Origin of the sequence: Candidatus Leptovillus gracilis (assembly GCA_016716065.1) — a bacterium.
Lineage (GTDB): Bacteria > Chloroflexota > Anaerolineae > Promineifilales > Promineifilaceae > Leptovillus > Leptovillus gracilis.
The window spans coordinates 19,593-37,647 of sequence record JADJXA010000009.1 but is presented as its reverse complement, the minus strand read 5'-3'; the positions used below and the strand labels follow the sequence as shown (position 1 = coordinate 37,647).

Below are 18,055 nucleotides of genomic sequence, written 5' to 3'. Positions count from 1 at the left end.
CGGATTTCCAGGTCACTCGCACCGGACAAATACTTTGCCTCCACAACGACATGGATGAGACGTTGCCCCACTTGAAGTGCGAGCAGCATATCCGGTTCACGGCGACGCTGTTCGCCCATCGGCCAGAAATAAAATGTAGCCGTAACATTTTCACCGGTAAGTGCTGGCAGTTTCTTGCCCAAACCCGGTACCGAGCGCAAAAACGCATAAATTCCCTCTTGAGCTGGCAGATAGCGAAACGCAGCAAACACATCGGCCGTTAGCAAATCCTCAAAGTAGAGAAACGGCGTTTTCCCATGTATTTCTGCGAGGGCCATACTTTCCTCCTTCCGCTACGCAAAGATTTGCGGGTATTGGGCCACAATGGCTGCCCAATCGCCGTCATAGCGGAAGCGAATGACGGTGACGCCCAGGGTTTGCTCCAGGCACTCGGCAATAGCGGCGTCTTTCTGCTGGATGTCGGCGTGGTCATGGGCCGGGCCATCAATGTAAACGGCCGTATAACTCTCCCCATACCAGAAATCCGGCTTTGTGTGGCAGCTTTCAATGAATTTCTGCGCGGTATCCGGCAGGCGGAGATTGTGCTGGTCGGTACAAGAGCTGGATGGCCGTCTTGATGGCCGGTTGCAGCGAAGCCATTGTCTCTGTGTCCAGGGGCAGCAAAGGTTCCACGAGCAAACAGTTGCGCCTGTCTTCCACAAACGGGACAACCCGTTTTTGCATGGGACTGTTGGGATCGTCGGGGTCAGGGTCAACGTCCCGTTCGTTCTTCTGCCAGTAGCCCCGCTCGGTATCCAGCATAAAGCCGGCTGGGTCCTGGGGATCGCGCCGCCGCCAGCCCATGTTGATGCGCCACACCGTTGCCGCGTCGCCATAGGTTAGCTTGAACAACGGTGCGCCACCGGCTCCCTCAACCATGGCTACCTGACAGGCGGGCTGCTGCCCATGGGCGTTGAAGCGCACGCCGGTCTTAAGCTCATACCCCATGCGGGTGCGCTCTTCTTCGTCGCTGTTGATGCGGTCGCGCCGTTTGGTCGCCACATTCTGCATTCGGAAAAGATTGTTCAGGGGAATGTCCAGCGGCTTGCCACACTGCTGGCACAAATCCAGGCCGCTGTTCTGCGCCGGGTGCAGGTAGCCGCACGATGGGCACAACTGGGCGCTGGTGGTCAGCACGTCCTCATCGCCGACCGGCAAAATCACCTTGTTAATGACGTACCGCGAGCCTTCGTGGTAGATAATGCTGCGCGGGCCAAACTCGGATATAGCCAGGAAACGTGGCCGGGAAAGATATTCATCCCGGTCATTGCGCTTCCCGCGCCGGCCGGGCAGGTAGGCCGACAGCGGCAGGCGGGGGAAGTTGTAGCCGGGCAAAAAGCCTTCACTGGCAAAGTAGCGGTAGCTGTAAAAATCGGACTGGATGACGTTCTGGTTGTCGGTCAGCAGCCGGAGCTGCGCCTCGGCCTCTGCCCGCAGCCGGCTGGCGATGTTTTTCTCGTTTTGGGTCTTGGTAGCGTCTTTCATGATGTCGTGCTGGACGGACTGCTGCTGCAAGGCGGCCAGATACAGCCCTTTCCAGCGGTCACAGGCGCGTCCAAACTGGTCGCCGATTTGCTGCAACGCTTTGGGCAGCCAGTCGTCGCTGTACCAGCCAGCGGCCGCCAATGGCGATTGTATCGTCGCCAGAATCGCCTTGAGTCGCTGCGTTGCCCGCTGGCGGGCCAGGGTGTCGTCCAGCCCGGCCTGAATGGAGGGCAGCAACGCCAGCGGCGGGGGATCACCCGCCAGGTCCAGCACCTCTTTGAGTGATGACCCCAGGTGCAGCCCGGCTTCGGCCAACCAGACGGCATGAACGTGGGCGCGGATTAAGTCCTCATTGGCTAAATCCAGGCGCGGCGGGGTCACGGAACCGGCGACCATGCGCTCCGGTTGTTTGAAGAAATATTGGTCGTGGGGGCTGCCGGTGGTGCAGTAGGTGAAGACCAGGGCCGGTTGGCCGCTACGTCCGGCGCGGCCGGAGCGTTGGGCGTAGTTGGCCGGGGTGGGGGGCACGTTGCGCATGTTGACCACGTTCAACTGCGAGATGTCCACCCCCAGTTCCATTGTCGGCGAGCAGTAGAGAATGGGCAGCACGGCCGTGCGGAACTGCGCTTCGCGTTCCAGGCGGTCGTCTATGTTGACCTGGGCGGTGTGTTCGCGGGCCTGGGTGGCCTGCAAACCGGCCGCGACCTGGGTGTAGAAGTCTACGAAGAAGGGATTGGTACGCAGCCCGGTTTTGGGCAGGCGGGGCATTCGCACGGGATCATGGAAGGGGGAACGGCCGTCGCCCGCCAGCCACACCATGCCATCTGCCGGTAATTGGTAGCCCGGTGGCTCATCGGCATCCTGTTTGTTCTTTTTCTCTTTTTCTGCGACCTTCTCCACCAGTCCGGCAGCTTCCAACACCTGGAACAACTGCGGGATGATCTCATCCGTGTCTACCATCTTGAGCGGATTGGGGTAGTGGGGGAAGGTGTTCTGTCGCCGCAGGTAGAGGCCAAAGCCGGAGCGTGAAGAGATGAAGAGATGGCCGCCGTAATCCCCCTGTTGGCTGGCGCGGGGCCAGGCGATGGCGGCGTGGATCATCGCCTCTTCGTCGTCAATGGCCCAGGGTTCGATGAGCCGCAGGCTGCTGCGCTGTTGGATGCGCTCCTGGTAGAGGGGGTCAAGATAATCCACTTTGATAGCCAGTTCCCGGCGCAGCACATCCAGTAAAACTTTGGCGACGGCGTAGCGCTCTTGGGGCACTGCCGTTTTCAGGGCAGCGTGGCAACCTTGCCACTCTTTCTCGTCTTCACATAGCTCTTGCAGCGAGACGTAGTCTATCTGGAGAAGTCCTAACTGTTCCAGGTTGGGGGCGGTGACACGCCAGCCACGGCGCAAATCCTGGTAAATCCGGTATGCCAGTACGTCGCGCAGCGCCAGGTCGGTTTCCTGCTTCTGCTTGAACTTCACATCCGGGTTAACGGCGTAGAGGTCAGTAGGCAGAGCCAGCGCGGTGAAAATACGCTGGGCCAATTCGTCATGGCGGATGCCGTTGGCTCCGGCCTGCTGCACGGCTTGATACAGCGCGGCGCGCAAGAGACCGACTTCGACAAAATCATTGAAGTGCCCGGCCTGGAGAGAGGCGTCCTGGCGGTTGTCGGTGAAGCTGAGCAGCTTCTTCGCTTTTTGTTCCAGCGCCTCGTCGCGGCGCAGGGCGCGTAAAGCCGACAGGCTGAGGACGGTGGTCGCCGTGCTGCGCCCTTCAGACGAGAGAGTCGCCAGTTTACCAAAGTCGGAGCGCTCCCGGCTGCCATAGGCGACGCCACAGTGCAGGCAGAAGGGAAAGGGCGAGTGGACAAAGTGGTAGGTTGCGCCCTGGGCCACTTCCTGGCCCAACGTGTTCAGCCGCACGGCCTGGGGCACTTTGTTGCGGTAATGGCTTTTGGTGCGCAGGAGGCCGCTTTTGGTCGTCTCGACCCACTCTTCGGGCAGTCGTTCGTAGATGGCCTCATCGTCGTGGGGCCAGGGATCGGCCGGGCTGTGGTAGAGAAAGCCGCGCTGCTGGTCGCCTTCTTTGGTCTGGTCGCGCAGTTCGCGGGCCGTGAAGACCAGGGCCTTGGTTTCAGGATCGTGGCGGCGATTGACGACGTAGTATTCTTGCCCACACTCGCGGCAAAAAACGAGCGGCAGCAAAAGGCGCTGCCGGGTATTGTCGGGGACATACTGCTGTCCCTTGAGGGTGATGTATCGTTCGGCCGGGTCTTGCAACGAGGCGTGGACGGTATCGCCGCGGCTGATGAACTGGTGCAGGCGGAAAGCAAAGGCGGGGAAGCCGGTTTCCGGGTGCAGGGCATGATACCCGGCCAGCAGGGTTTGCTGGATGGCCGTTGTACAGATGTCTCCCGCGACGCCCGTCAGGGCGGCCAACTGTTCGGCGGCCCCGTTTTCGCCGGTGATAGACAGGGGTTTGGCGCGGCGCAGACGGCCGTTGCCCGGCTCTGTCTCCAGCCCAAAAGTCGTCTCAATCCAGACGGCCAGCGGGTCGGCGACGAAGGTTTCGTAGGGGATAGGGGATAGGGAATGGGGAGTAGGGAGGGGGGGTCTCCCCTCCCATCGCTGCGCAACGCCTGAATAAACGTCGGGTCATCGAGGGCGCGGTCGGCGGTGGCCCGGCGCAGCGTTTCGCCGATGATCCGGCCTGGTTTGACCGGCGCGCCAAAGAGTAGGGTAGCGACTTCGGCAATCGTTTGCTGCTGGGTGGCGAAATCGCCGCCCTCGGCCAGCGTCGCCGAAGTGCCGATCACCTGCATCTGGGGACTGTCGCAGACATCCCGCACGCGGCGGACGAGCATGGCAACATCGGCTCCCTGCCGTCCGCGGTAGGTGTGCAGTTCGTCGAGGACCAGGAATTGCAGCCCTTTGGCCGCCTTGATGAGGTCACGCTCAAACGGCCGTGTCATCAGCAATTCCAGCATGACATAGTTGGTGAGGATGATGTCCGGGGGGTGGGCGATGATATCCTGCCGCTCGTCGCTGGATTCTTGCCCGGTATAACGGCGAAAGGTGACAGGTGGTTTGTCAAAGCCACGTCCCAGGAACTTCTCCAGTTCGTTAAACTGGCTGTTGGCGAGGGCGTTCATGGGATAAATGACAATGGCCTGAATGCCCTTGCCGCTGCCTCGCTTGAGGATGTGGTTGACGATGGGAATGATGTAGGCCAGGCTTTTGCCGGAACCGGTGCCGGTGGTCAGGACGTAATTGTCGCCCGATTGCGCGGCGGCGATGGCCTCGGTCTGGTGCTTGTGGAGGCGCAGCGGTTTGCTGTCATGGCCGTCTTTGTCGGCTTTGAGGCGGAAGATGTCGTGGCCGCGGGGGTGCAGCACGCCGGTTGTGACCAGATCATCAATCCATGCCCCCGGTTCAAAGGTGGGATTGAGTTGAATAAGGGGGTCCGGCCAGAGGACACCGGCTTGCAGTTCGTCGTAGACATGCTGTTGGATGCGCTTATCGTTGATTTGAATGAAGCTGCCGATGTAGGCGCTGTAGTCGTCAATCAGTTGGCGGCGGAGGTTGAAAACGTCCATCGTGTTTGCCCCTTATGGATGTGTGGAAACGGCCGTGCTATGGGTGCGCGACAACAAGCTCATAGACATAACAGATTGTTTCTCAACCGGGCAGGTTTGTCAATGGAAGCATGGTCATGGTCATGGGGAATGGGGAAAGGGGAGAGGAGGGGTGTGGGAACACAGCCGTTGCCCCTGCTCATTCCCCTGGGGAAAACCCTCCCGCCAGCACCTCCATCGCAGTAGCCGGGCAGGTGTGTTTATGCTATCTTTCCCCCACGTGAGTTCCAACCAGAGGCTAACGGCCGTGCTGCCCAACGTAGCAACCAGGTAATCATTTACAGGACAATTGAATCGTTGCATTAGCCGCCTAACTTGTACAGTCCAGAACCAAAAGGCTTTTGCCACAGATTACCCAAAAAAGGAGAAAGAGATGAAAGACCCTTATTCCGTCCCCAAAACCATGCAAGCCACCTATGACGCTATCACTGCCCTGACCGATGACTTTTGCCGGGCAAAACTCAACGAAGAATACGCCGCTATGTGCCGCCAGATGACCGCGAAACTGTGCCGCAAACGGCCGTCGCCCCTGACCAGCGGCCGGCCGAAAAATTGGGCGGCCGGCATCATCCACGCCATCGGTACCGTCAACTTCGCCTTCGACCGCAGCCAGACCCCCTCCATCGCCGCTACCGACATCAGCGACCATTTCGCCATCGGCAAAAGCAGCCCCGCCAACAAATCTAAAGAGATCCGCGACCTGTTCAACATCGGCCTGATGGATCCAGAATGGACGATACCCAGCCGCATGGACAAGAACCCGATGGCCTGGTACGTTCAGGTGAATGGCCTGATCATGGACGCCCGCTCATTACCCCGCCACCTCCAGGAAGCTGCCTACGAAAAAGGACTCATCCCCTACATCCCCGCCGACCGCGCGTAGGACAATTTTGCCAATCGTCCCACTGTGTTGCCTGGCATCATAGCGCTTGGTGCAAAATTGGCATCTCGACACCAGTCAAGCCGGAAAGTGACACCCATGCTCACAAAAACTGCCTACCTTGCTTACAGCCAATGTCCCAACGGCCGTCTCATCCCCTATCGCCGCCAGTTCTGCCTTTAGTTGGCGTGGATGACAAAACGGCCGTTCTGAGGTAACACACGGCCGTAACACCGGAGAACTACGCCATGAAACTCATCCTCAACCGCCAAGCCTTCGATACCGCCAACGGCAACTACCTCTTTGAGATGGAGTACGGTAAGAATACCCAGCTACATCCGTCAAAAGAACGTTGGCGCACTGTTTTACACGCCTTCGTTCTCAAATCGGCGCAAAATAGGCTATAATCAGGCGATGAAGCCGTTTAATCCCCAATACGTTATCTCACCCCATCTGCTCAGCCTGATCAAACAGATCGCCCTGCTGGTACACGACCTCAATCAACAGGCCGTCCCCGATGTCGTCTTTCTGGAGATGCAAACAGCCGCGCGAGCCATGTCCACCTACGCTTCAACCAGCATCGAAGGCAACCCGCTGCCCCTGACCGAAGTGAAGCGGCTGCTCAAGCAGCGGCCGACGCACATGCGGCAGAGCGAGCAAGAGGTGGTCAACTACAATCGCGTCTTGAGTCAGCTAAACCAACAACTGGATGTCCCATTTACGGCCGTTCTCATCCAACAAATTCAAGCCGGGGTGATGGCCGATTTACTGCCCCCTCATCAACTGGGTCAGTGGCGGCGCGAAGCTGTCGTCGTCTACGATCCCCGCAGCCAGGAGATCGTCTATCTCCCGCCCAATTACGAAGACGTGCCCCGGCTGATGGCCGCGCTTGTCGCCTTTGTGGAGGAAAACCGCGAACGGCTGGACCCGCTGCTGCTGGCGGGACTGTTTCATAAACAAATGGTGGTGATTCACCCGTTTATGGATGGCAACGGCCGTGGCACGCGGCTGGCGACCAAACTGCTGCTGGCGGGGTTAGGGCTTAACACCTTCAACCTCTTTAGCTTTGAGAATTATTACAACCAAAACGTCACCCGCTATTTCCAACATGTAGGACTGTTTGGCGATTACAACGAGCTAGCCCCCCAGCTCGATTTCACACCCTGGCTTGTCTACTTTGCCGAAGGCATTCTAGACGAACTGCGGCGGGTGCAAAAGCAGATTCAGCAGACACAGCTATCGCCGGCAACCAGACTCCAGCCCTATCACCAACAAATTTTGGCCTATATTGACGAACATGGCTTCATCACCGACAAAGATTATGGGCAGCTAACGGACAGGGCCAAAGCAACGCGCACAAGCGATTTTAATAAGTTGATTGATTTGGGTCTGATCACGCGGCAGGGTAGGGGGCGCGCCACCCATTACCGCCGCCCGCCTAACCGCGCCGAGATGTAATGTAAGGACGACAAAACAATATCGAATGACGCCTTCTTTCGCCCCATCCGGCGCGTTTGGCGCCGGTCGTCTGGCGGGTGGAGGAACGGATGCCTGCCCGATAGCCTGTCGCGCCTAACGCCAGCCGGATTGTTTGCGGCCGGGCAACGGCTAACAAATGACAAAACATCCGTTTCTGAGGTAACATACGGCCGTAACATAGGAGTTCAACAAGAACCGCGGCGCGACGAAGTTAAGCCGGGCAACATGACTCCAAACGAGGCAGTGAAGTCGCCGGCGCTTATGCGGCAATGGATTGCGTAGGGTGTTACCATGCTACTTGATGCTGACAGGAAGGCTCTGGAAACGTTTCTGCTGGACAACCCCGAACTGGCCCAATTGGAAGCGCTGCTGGATGAGTTCAACATCTTTGAAGCCATCGGCGCGGTGCGGCAGGAGGTAAGGCATTCGGATTTTCTCGCCTTCCTGCTTAATCCGCGGGAGCGGCACGGTTTGGGGGCAGCGTTTGGGCAGCAATTGTTGCTAACGGCCGTGCAAACCAGCGAACATGAAACGGGGATAACGGCAGTAGACCTGTCCCTCTGGAAACTCGACGACCTGCAAGTGCTGCGTGAATGGCAGAACATAGACATCCTGCTGCTAGACGAAACCCACCGCTTCGCTGTCATCATCGAAAACAAGGTGGATAGCGGCGAACATTCGGAGCAGTTGCAGCGCTACTGGCGCATTGTGCGGCAACGCTACCCCGACTGGCAAATTGTGGGATTGTTCTTGGCGCCGGACAGCCGTGAACCTTCAGACGACCGTTATATCCCGCTCGATTACGGCCGTATCCACGACCTGGTCATGAAAATCGCCGATACCCGCGCCTCCACTTTGGATGCGGACGTGCAAGCCCTCATGCGCCATTACGCGCAAATGCTCAGGAGGCACATTATGCCCGACAGCGACATCGCCCAACTGGCCCAGCGCATTTACAAGAAACACCAGCGTGCCCTGGACTTGATTTATGAACACCGCCCCGATTTGCAAAGCGAACTGCGCGATTATCTCATCACAATGATTGAAGCCACGCCGGGCATGATTTTGGACCATGCCACCAAAACCTACGTCCGCTGCTGTTCGACAGCCTGGGATGCGCCTATCTTGCGGCAAGGGGAAGGCTGGACGCCCACGGGCAGAATGCTGCTGCTGGAGTTTAGCAATCGCGCCGATAGATTGCTCCTGAGGCTGTATATTGGTCCAGGGCCACATCCGCTGCGAGAGCAATTATACAACCTGGCATTGGCATACCCGCAGGTTTTTAACGTCAGTAAGCGTGGTGGCTCTGTTCAAGGTTCTTACAAAACCATTTTTGGCCAGGATTATCTAAGGGCCAGGGATTACGAGGGTGCTACACTGGATGAATTGACGCCTAAGGTGCAGCAGAAGTGGGAAAGTTTTGTATGCAGTAGGTTAGGGGAGATAACGACCGCACTGCAAAGCGCAACATGGTTATGGACAGATGGACTCAGTAGAACAACCGGTTTTTAGGCATCAAACAGGCGAGCAAAGACATGACCCCACAACCGCACTCACGCAAAGCCCGCTTCCTAAACGACCTCAAAGACTTGGTGCTGACGGAAACGGCCGCGCAGCGCCAACAAATCCATGCCCATTGGGAAAAACCCCTCGCCACCCGCGTCGCCGATGGCTACGCCATTGACGGCGTCGCCCTCCAGAAAGTCCGCAACGATGAACTGGTAGCGCTGAATTGCCGCCGCAACATCTCCCGTTTCCGCCCCGGCGACATCCTCTGCCTCAGCCAAAACGACCCCTTCGCCCACGACAGCATCATGGTTAACCTGGTGGAAGACGAGGAGACCGAACTGCTCATCTCCTGTGACAGCTTTGTGGATTGGGACAGTCTGTTTGCGCAACCGACCGGCTGGACGCTGGATATCGGTTTCCTCGATTTAAGCGCCTACATCCTGAGCGCATTGGTCGAGGTGGGGGATACAGAAAACGGCCGTACCCGCATCCTCCCTCTGCTTATGGGCGAAGCCCGGCCCAACATTGACCCCGCCCTGTACGCTCGTGGGCTGGACATCGGCGAAACGCAGGAACTCAATTGGGACCAAAGCGAAGCTTTAGCCAACGCCTACGCCACCGACCTGGCCTTTCTGGTGCAAGGACCGCCGGGCACAGGCAAAACCAGGGTGCTGGCGGCGCTGGCCCGCGCCCTGGCCTATGATGGCGAGCGCGTCCTCATCTGCTCCTTCACCCATCGCGCCATTAACAACGCCCTCAACGCGCTGGTCAAGCTCGACCCAGAGTTGGACGTGATTAAAATCGGCCACCCGATTCATGCCCACCATTTGCGCGCGCCCAACTACGAAAACTTCCACGAATCGCCACTGGCCGATGCCAGCGGCGGCTACGTGATTGGCGCGACGCCTTTTGCCCCGCGCACAAAACGGCTGCAAGCGGTGGCCTTTGACACGGTGATTTTTGACGAAGCCAGCCAGATCACCTTGCCGCTGGCGGTGATGGGTATGTTGGCCGGGGAGCGGTACATTTTTTTTGGCGACCACAAACAGCTGCCGCCGGTGCTGACCACGCGGCTGACGGGTGGGGCGCTGCGCGATTCGGTCTTTGCTTATCTGGCAGGCAAGAATTTTGATAAGATGCTGACGGAAACGTACCGGCTAAATGACGTGTTGACCGCGTGGCCGAGCGCGAAGTTTTATGAGGGGCTTTTGACGGCCGTGCCCACCGCCGCCCACCGCCGCCTCCACTACCTCACGCCACCCACCCGGCTGGCCCACATCCTGCACCCCGACGAACCGAAGGTCTTCTGGGATCTGGCCCATCACAACAACACCGTTTACAGCCAAATCGAGGCGTCGGCCGTCGTGGACCTCATCACCACGCTGCTGGCCTGCGGCCTGCCCGCCGAGGAGATTGGCGTCGTGGCCCCGTATCGGGCACAGGGGCGGCTGATTCGTAACCTGCTGCGGGAGTACGTGCCGGAACCCAGCCTCCGCCGTCAACTCGTCGTGGATACTGTCGAACGGATGCAGGGGCAAGAGCGCGACGTTATCATCCTGTCGCTGACCACCTCCGACCCCGGCTTTGCCGCCAATGTGGCCGAATTCTTCTTCCAGCCGGAGCGGCTCAACGTGGCTATCACCCGGCCGCGCAGCAAGCTCATCATCGTCGGCAGCCGCTTTGTCCTGAACACGCAAACGGCCGACCCGGCTTTACAGGCAATGGTGCAACTTTTAGAAAACCTGCTGGAAAGCTGCGCCTATATTGCTAACAAACCCACGACCTCTCCTGAAATGATACTGCTGGCGAATTCAAAACAGGTCAAAAATCGGTGATGAAACAAACAGATTTCGATCACTTTTGACCTTGAAAGTTGATTTTTGTGACCTTTGAAGCGATAAAACAATTCGCCAGCAGTATCGTTTCATGTAGCCGGGTGTCCTCAGCCCATGTAAACTCCTCAGAAAGAGCGGGGATTAGGGGATGTGAAAAACCCCACCAAATCTCCTGCGGTTTTTTCAGAGCGCTCATTGGTAATTGAGAATCGGTTTACGATTTACCGCTGACGGTTAACGGATTTGTATGGAAATTCGCGCGATCTCGCAAGCAGATATGGCAAACTGGGCTGAATTGATGGCGGTCTCATTTGATCACCCGCCGGTAACGATGATGCAGTTGTGGCCCTGGCTGCAACAGGGAAATGGCTTGTTGGCCTGGGGCGCGTGGGATGGCGAACGGCTGGCGGCGCAGTATAGTTGCCGACTCACCCATTTGCGGCTGCCCGGCGTGGCGGAAGCGGCGCGTGTGGGTCTGAGCATCAACATGGCCGTCCATCCTGATTATCGGGGGCAAGGGTTGATTAAGCAGGTGTCGCGGCCGGTGTATGCGGCGCTGGCGGCGTTGGGCGGTGTGGCCGGGGTCGGCTTTTCGAATGCGGCCGGGGTGCAGGTGGATCGGCACAGCAAGGGATATGGATATGAGGTGGTGGGGCAGATGGCGGCGCACCTGGTTTTGCTACCGCGCGCGCCAGGCGATGCGCTGCTGATGTTGACAACTGATTGGCCGGATCGGCCGTGGGCGTTTGCGGCATGGGCCGGTGCGCAGGTGTGTTTTTGTGCAACGGAAGCAGATGTGCGCCACCGGTTTGCGCAGCATCCGTTTCGCCGTTACCGCTTTGGCGTGTGGCTGGCGGGGCAGGAGGTATGTGGCCTGGTGGTGTATCGTTCGGTGGGGCGGCGTGGCGCGGCGCTGTTGGCCGCATATGGGGCGGAAGTGGAAGAACTGCTGCGGCGATGGGGCACGACCGTTTATCAGAACGGGGTCCGCTACATTCACTGCTTGACCACACCCGCGGCAGCGCTGCTGCCCTATTTACGTGGGCTTGGCATGTATGTGCCTCTGCCATGGACGCGCTCTCCATATTTTTTGACGGTAAAGTGTCTGGATGAAGGATTGCGGCCGTTGCTCACTGATTTTCGCCGCTGGGATTGTATGGGTGGCGACATTTTATGATGAGAATAGGGCGAAGTTTCCTGATTCCCGACACCTGTTCACATGAAAGGATACTGGTGGCGAATTCAAATAGGTCGAAAATCAGTGATGAAACAAACAGATTTTGATCGTTTTTGACCTCGAAACGACTGATTATTGTGATCTTTGGGGCGATAAAATAATTCGCCAACAGTATCCTGAAATATGGGAAAGTAAATGGTAACATCATGGCGCAACTCATCCCCGCCACCTCTATTCAAGGCTCGCCGCCGGAAGTTATCCGGTTGTTCTATCTGTTCAAGCGGCTGCCGGAGCATGTGGTTGTCATTCAACGGCTGCCGGCGCTGCATGGCCCCGGCCCTGACTTTTTGCTGCGGAGCGACAACCGGGTGCTGTTCCTGGCCGTTGCCACGACGACGCCCCAAGAGGCGGAACGCGCCGGACAGTTGGGTTTGTTTGGCGGTGAGATACGGCCGTTGGGGGAGGGGGAACACGAACGATTGACCGATTTTTCGCATAGGACAACGCTCGATTTACCCGCCGCCATCCTTTTCCCCAATCTCAGCCAGAAACAGATGGGCGAACCCATCACCACGATGGCTACGGCCGTCTGGGTCAGCAAAGAAACCCTCACCCCCGACCGTTTTACCGACTGGCTGGACGACCAACTTTCTCCGCCGCTCACCGACCAACAAATCGGCCACCTCCGCGAACAATTCACCCCGGAAGTGATTGTGCCGGCCGCCTTCACCGTGCGGCAGCCCATCGAACGGCACACGGCAGCAGAACTCGGCCGTTACCTGCTCGATTACGACCAGGAATACGCGCTTAAACTGGACTTGAATCTACCCGAAACCGCCCAGACCACCGCCCGCGACTTCCAACTGCGCCTGATTAACGGGGTGGCCGGCAGCGGCAAATCGCTCATCATCATTTACCGCGCCCATATGCTGCACCAGCTTTTCCCGCGCAAACGTATTCTCGTCCTCACCCACAACCGCGCCTTGATGTACGATCTGCGCCGCCGTTACAAAGATCTCAGCAATGAGCATCTTAACAATGGGAAAGGGGGAGTCCAGATATATACCTTTATGGGCTGGTGCCGCCATTATTGGCCGAAAACGGAAACCTGGCACAAGCTACTCAGCCATCGGCAACGGCTGGAGTTGGCGATGCAGATTGGGCATGAGCAGTTAAGGGACACGGCCGTTTCTGAACAGATGCTTCTGGAAGAGATAGACTGGTACAAAGACCGTCTGCTGTTCACCCGCGAAGAGTACCTGGCCGCCGATCGCGCCGGGCGCGGGTTCGCCCTCAGTCCGGCCATGCGTCACCGTCTCTTTGACGCCATCACCACCTACCACGAACGCTTACAGCAGCGCCACCTGATGGATTGGGGCGACGTGCCGCGCCAGTTGTGGCAATTGTGGCACAATGGCGCGGTAGCGCTGCCCCATTACGACATCATCCTGATAGACGAGGCCCAATTCTTCGCCCCCCTCTGGTTTGAAATCATCAAGCGCATTCTCGCGCCGAACACCGGCCACCTGTTTCTGGTGGCCGATGCCAGCCAGGGTTTCCTTAAGCGAGGGCAGTCCTGGCTGGCCAGCGGCCTCGACGTACGTGGGCGCGTTCACCGGCTATGCAAAAGCTACCGCACCACCCGCGAAATCCTCGATTTTGCCACCTTGCTCTACCGCCGTAGGCTGCCCGACGAGGACGACGATATTGTCACGCCCGATTTAACCCACATGCCCAACGGCGTCCTGCCGGTCATCATCCCCCTGACCAGCCCGCAAGACGAAGTGACGCGGGTAATTAATGAAATCCGCCAACTGGCGCAGGGCGGCGTGCCCTGGCGGGATATTTTGCTCATCCATGCCAGCCGCGAGGAAATTGGGCCGATTTTGGCGCGGGTGAACAGGGCGTTTGGGGTGGGAACGGCCGTTGACCCCGGCCAGACCGACCCCAAAAACCAGATTCGCGTCTGCTCCCTCAACGCCGCCACCGGCCTGGAAAGCCCCATCGTCTTCCTGATGGGGGCGCACGAACTGTACGAACAGGAGCAGAGCATTCGTCTTGCGGACGAGGAGCGGGCGGAACTGATCCGCGACAATACGCGCAAACTGTACATGGCGATCACCCGCGCCGGGCAGCGGCTGGTGATTACCTATGTCGGGCCGCTGCCGGAGATGTTGACGCAACCAGGTAGTCATTGAACGCGCCATCTGCTGACAAACCACCAGAGTGGATTCGGGCGCTGAGTTGGGGAACAAACGGCCGTTCTCCTCACAAACTTCTATTTTAGTCCTCACCATGCAATCCAGCCGGATACACAACCAACCCCTCTTTAGTGACAATGATGTCATCCAACAGCCCTATTTCCCGCAATGCCTCAATCGTATGGTGGGCAATCGGAGACGCCCCAATGTCAGGCTGAGTCTGGTCCCGGGTCCTTTTGTCGCCTGAAAGCCAAACGGCCGTATCCGACCCACCATCCTCCTTCCCATACACACTGGCCAATGCCCCCAGCAAAATCGACCCGCGCCGCTCAGGGGGAAAGTGCGCCAGATAATTCTCCGCCGCAGCTTTTGCCCGCTCCAACACGTTGGCATATTGGCCCTTGCCCATTCGTAAGGCGGCCGCGTACGCTTTATTCAAGCCCGCGCCCAACTCCACTGCCCCAGAATCGGCCAGCGCCGCATCCACCACTACCTGCGGCGGCCGTGCCTGACTAACAAGTTCGTCTCGCTTTGCCTGCATCGCCTGGATGTGGGCCTTCACGCCACCTTCCAACCGATCCAACCAGTGCAGTTCACCCCCGGCCATGCCGCTGGCGCGAGGCAGGGGAGGGCGTTTTTCCTTATCCGACCAGTCAATACTCAGCCTTTTATGCAAGATAGCTGGAATAGGCGTGCGGCTTTCCAAAATCTCGCGCGAGTTCGCATAGTTCCACGAAACAACCCGGCTCAGGTCTGCGCCCGTTTTCACGGCGCTGTCAATGATGTCTTCCAATGGGGCAGGGGGGTTGGGCAACGCACCGTTGCCTGGTAAACGGCCGTACAGCGCCTTGTTGAGCATCAGTGAATTGCAATACATACCCAGTGCGCCCTGGTTGGCAATGGCCCGGCTAATTGCCGATTCCATCACCGCAACGCTGTAGGCATCCTCTTCGTCCAGGCCGCCGGCCGTACCCGGATCCACCAGGCCCAGATATTCGATCTCCATGAAATCCACGCGCAGCGGCAGGCTGCGGCTGTCGGCGGGCGGGTAAACGGTCGTTCCCCGCTCTCCCGCATCATTCATGCTCGTCGTCCAGGGCAAGGCATGTGAAGCCGCTGTCGGCCGCAAAATCACGTACTCTCCCACCTGGTTGGGGCTGCGCCAGGCCAGCACCTTGCGTTCGCCGTCGTGGTCGGTGAAGGGATGCAGCCAGAGGGCGTCATCGTTATCGGCCCCACCCAGAATGGCGGCAATTCCTTCGCCTTTTGGCGAATCCGGCAGCGCCAACCAGTCGTCGTCATTGACCCAGGCCGTGCCACGCCTGTCGTCAATCTGGATATGGCCTCTGGGCACGTCCAGCCCCTTGATCCCTGCCCGCCGCCCCACGGCCGCCGGCATGACGTAGTGACGGCCGCCGGGAATGGGCAGCCGCATTTTCTCCAGCGTGCTGTGATTCAGCCGCTTCAGGTGCTGATTCATCAGGCTCTTGACGTGGCTGCGGAACCACATGGGGTGGCCGCCGCTGGCAAAATATTCGCGCAGCGGCCATGCCTGCACTTCTTCAAGGGTCGTATGGTGATCTATCCTGCCCATGGCTTCGGCCACCTGACCCGTTTCCACTGCCTGAACAAACAAATCACCTTCGTCTTTTAGCCAATCCAACAATTGCTCTTCCTGAAAGAAGGGGTAGAGGTTAATCAAGCTTTGGATGTCCAGGCGCATGTCATTGTGACCATGGACGAAGCTAAGCCCAACGAATGTTGGGCCGCCGACAAAGGTACGACGTCCTGAGCTTTTCGAAGTATCCAGCCGCACTTCTGTCTTGGTGTCCCGTGGGAGGAGGAAGTCTACAGGACGGCCGTTTTCATCTCGCAAATCATCCGCCACCATCGCATGCCCTTTGTCCTGCCCTTTGGGCGTCATCACGGTGAACTCCACTCGCTGCGCGTGGCGCAGTTCCGTGTCCAATCGCTCCCGCTTCGCAGGGGGCAGTTCCTCAGCCAAAACCATCTTTCGCAGCATCCGGCGGGAAATCAGGCCGGCGCCATCCCAACCTTTGGCTTCCGCTGGTGATTGCGCCATATAGGCTATCTGCACGTCATCGGGGGCAAAAAAGCCGCTAACAAAATGAGGGCGCATGATGCGCGAGATCCGTTTGGACAACACAAAGCCACCCTTGTGCATATCCAACTGCAAACCGGTCGCCTCCAGAAACTGCTCTGTCGTCATCCCATCGACGTACAGGTCGCTGACCTGGCTGCCGTTGACCCAACGCAGGGTAGGAGCATCCAGCCCAAACGTATGCGCCGGATGGGGTTCAGCCGTTTCGTCCACCTGCCGGGCCTGCCTTGAGCCTGCCGAATAGGCGAGAATCCGCCAGGCGCGTTTCGTCTGCTCCAGGAAAGGAAAGGCGGCCCCACCCAGCGGGTCATCGAAACTCGTCACATTGTAGGAGAGGCTTTCCAAAACGTCAGCAGGCAAAACGGCCGTGCCCATCCCTGCGCCGCTGCCCGCGCCACGTCCGCCTATTAAGCGCCTCCTAACGTGAAAACAGTCACACTTTTCACCTCGTTGACGCATTGCCCTGCTTCATCTATGATTGGCTTGTGAGTGAAACACTGCGGGATATTGTTCATCTTGTTGGCGAAGGTCAGATACGAATTTCGGCTCATGGTTATGATGAACTGGCAGCCGACAATATTTTTGTGCGGGATGTGGTTGCCGGTACGGCAACAGCTATTTTGGTTGAAGATTATCCTGAGTATCATAAAGGTCCTGCGGTTCTTGTTCTCCAATTTGATGATGAAGGGCGCCCCATCCATATCGTTTGGGGTATTCCCAAAGGCAAAGCATCTCCGGCTGTGCTGGTAACGGCTTATCGGCCCGATCCGGCTCGCTGGTCAAGCGATTTCATGAGGAGAAAATCATGACCCAAAAGCAAATCACCAAACTCATTCATGAGGGTGAATATGCCGCTGAGGTATCCATTAACCTCGTCACTACCGATGATGAATGGTCACCTTATCTTTCGCTGGCAGATGCCTACAAGCTCGATGATGTACGCCTGGCGCTGCGCCGGGGCGACCTGGAAACGGCCGCCCGCTTGGCGCGTGTTTTCAAATTAATGCCGGTTGTTGCCTGATTCATACCCCTCTTTTCCGTCGCGCCATTCGAATGTTGGTCCAGCGGGTGGGATAGGTCACAATCTCCGCCAGCTCGTGACAGGCGGCGGGCAAACGGCCGTAACTCAGCACTACAACCGGCTCCAGCCGCCGCACCATTTCCACAAACCCGTCCACAAACAGCCGGTACTCCAACGGCGCATCGAGATTAACGCCCACTGCCGATACCGCCACCGCACTGCGCCGGGGCACGCCCAGAAAGCAGAAGTCGTAGGAAACGGCCGTACTCCAACTCACCGTGGGAATGACGGTAAACCCCTCTTCCTGCCAAAAACGGCCGCACCAGCGGGTGCGGTAGGTATTCCACAGTTGCAGCATCAGCGGCCAATCCCGGTAGAGAGAAAAGTCCGGCGTCAACAGTGTGCGATACTGCCGTAACGCCTCCAGCGCCTTGAACGGCCGGTTCCACACCGTCTCGAAGCGGTAATCATCGAGGAAAAAATGCACGCAGCCGTCAGCCAGTGGCTCATTGGCCCGGATGCGCTGCCGGTAAGGAACCAACCAGGTCGGAACCTCTCTCGCCGGGGTGTGACGCAGATCGGGAATCCCATACGGGTTACCGGCAGGAAACAGCCGCTGCGCGTGCAGGGTATCGTAGCTGCCTGGCCGGTTTTGCCAGCGATGAGAAGTGCGCGTCATCGAGC

At 58.4% G+C, this 18,055-nt stretch carries 14 protein-coding genes; 9 read left to right on the top strand and 5 right to left on the bottom strand.

What is annotated here, in order from left to right:
• The 3 genes from IPM39_20390 to IPM39_20380 form a co-directional block, all read right to left on the bottom strand.
• Positions 1–317: hypothetical protein (locus IPM39_20390; protein ID MBK8988393.1), on the bottom strand; the 317-nt coding region annotated here is incomplete at its 3' end.
• A gap of 226 nt (positions 318–543) precedes the next feature.
• Positions 544–3,951, bottom strand: a complete 3,408-nt coding sequence (locus IPM39_20385; GenBank protein MBK8988392.1) for a hypothetical protein — start codon at positions 3,949–3,951, stop codon at positions 544–546.
• On the bottom strand, positions 3,939–5,108 hold the full coding sequence (locus IPM39_20380) for a DEAD/DEAH box helicase (GenBank protein MBK8988391.1): 1,170 nt from the start codon (positions 5,106–5,108) through the stop codon (positions 3,939–3,941). The genes IPM39_20385 and IPM39_20380 overlap by 13 nt, the downstream gene beginning before the upstream one ends.
• A gap of 412 nt (positions 5,109–5,520) precedes the next feature.
• Here IPM39_20380 and IPM39_20375 point away from each other — a divergent pair, with 412 nt between their 5' ends.
• The 7 genes from IPM39_20375 to IPM39_20345 all read left to right on the top strand — a co-directional run bounded on the left by IPM39_20375 (position 5,521) and on the right by IPM39_20345 (position 14,225).
• Entirely contained in the window at positions 5,521–6,030 is a 510-nt protein-coding gene (locus IPM39_20375; protein MBK8988390.1) for a hypothetical protein, read from the top strand.
• A 245-nt stretch (positions 6,031–6,275) separates the two neighbouring features.
• Positions 6,276–6,434 (top strand): hypothetical protein, encoded by a 159-nt coding sequence (locus IPM39_20370; protein ID MBK8988389.1) that lies wholly within the window; start codon positions 6,276–6,278, stop codon positions 6,432–6,434.
• 7 nt (positions 6,435–6,441) lie between these two features.
• Entirely contained in the window at positions 6,442–7,485 is a 1,044-nt protein-coding gene (locus tag IPM39_20365) for a Fic family protein (GenBank protein MBK8988388.1), read from the top strand.
• 312 nt (positions 7,486–7,797) lie between these two features.
• Positions 7,798–9,018 carry a PD-(D/E)XK nuclease family protein gene (locus IPM39_20360; GenBank protein ID MBK8988387.1) on the top strand — a complete coding sequence of 407 codons (1,221 nt, stop codon included), beginning with the start codon at positions 7,798–7,800 and terminating at the stop codon, positions 9,016–9,018.
• 23 nt (positions 9,019–9,041) lie between these two features.
• Entirely contained in the window at positions 9,042–10,850 is a 1,809-nt protein-coding gene (locus IPM39_20355) for an AAA family ATPase (protein ID MBK8988386.1), read from the top strand.
• Positions 10,851–11,127: 277 nt separating this feature from the next.
• Positions 11,128–12,027 (top strand): GNAT family N-acetyltransferase, encoded by a 900-nt coding sequence (locus IPM39_20350; protein ID MBK8988385.1) that lies wholly within the window; start codon positions 11,128–11,130, stop codon positions 12,025–12,027.
• A 206-nt stretch (positions 12,028–12,233) separates the two neighbouring features.
• Complete coding sequence (locus IPM39_20345; protein ID MBK8988384.1) at positions 12,234–14,225, top strand: UvrD-helicase domain-containing protein; 1,992 nt, start codon at positions 12,234–12,236, stop codon at positions 14,223–14,225.
• A gap of 85 nt (positions 14,226–14,310) precedes the next feature.
• Here the strand turns inward: IPM39_20345 and IPM39_20340 are convergent, their stop codons facing one another.
• Complete coding sequence (locus IPM39_20340; protein ID MBK8988383.1) at positions 14,311–16,809, bottom strand: hypothetical protein; 2,499 nt, start codon at positions 16,807–16,809, stop codon at positions 14,311–14,313.
• A 26-nt stretch (positions 16,810–16,835) separates the two neighbouring features.
• Between IPM39_20340 and IPM39_20335 the strand changes: the two genes are divergently transcribed.
• Entirely contained in the window at positions 16,836–17,159 is a 324-nt protein-coding gene (locus IPM39_20335) for a DUF4258 domain-containing protein (GenBank protein MBK8988382.1), read from the top strand.
• A complete protein-coding gene (locus IPM39_20330) occupies positions 17,156–17,371 on the top strand; it encodes a hypothetical protein (protein MBK8988381.1) in 216 nt (71 codons plus the stop codon). The genes IPM39_20335 and IPM39_20330 overlap by 4 nt, the downstream gene beginning before the upstream one ends.
• Position 17,372: 1 nt before the next feature.
• On the opposite strand, the gene IPM39_20325 is transcribed toward IPM39_20330, so the two are convergent.
• Positions 17,373–18,050 carry a DUF4417 domain-containing protein gene (locus tag IPM39_20325; GenBank protein ID MBK8988380.1) on the bottom strand — a complete coding sequence of 226 codons (678 nt, stop codon included), beginning with the start codon at positions 18,048–18,050 and terminating at the stop codon, positions 17,373–17,375.
• Positions 18,051–18,055: the final 5 nt, after the last annotated feature.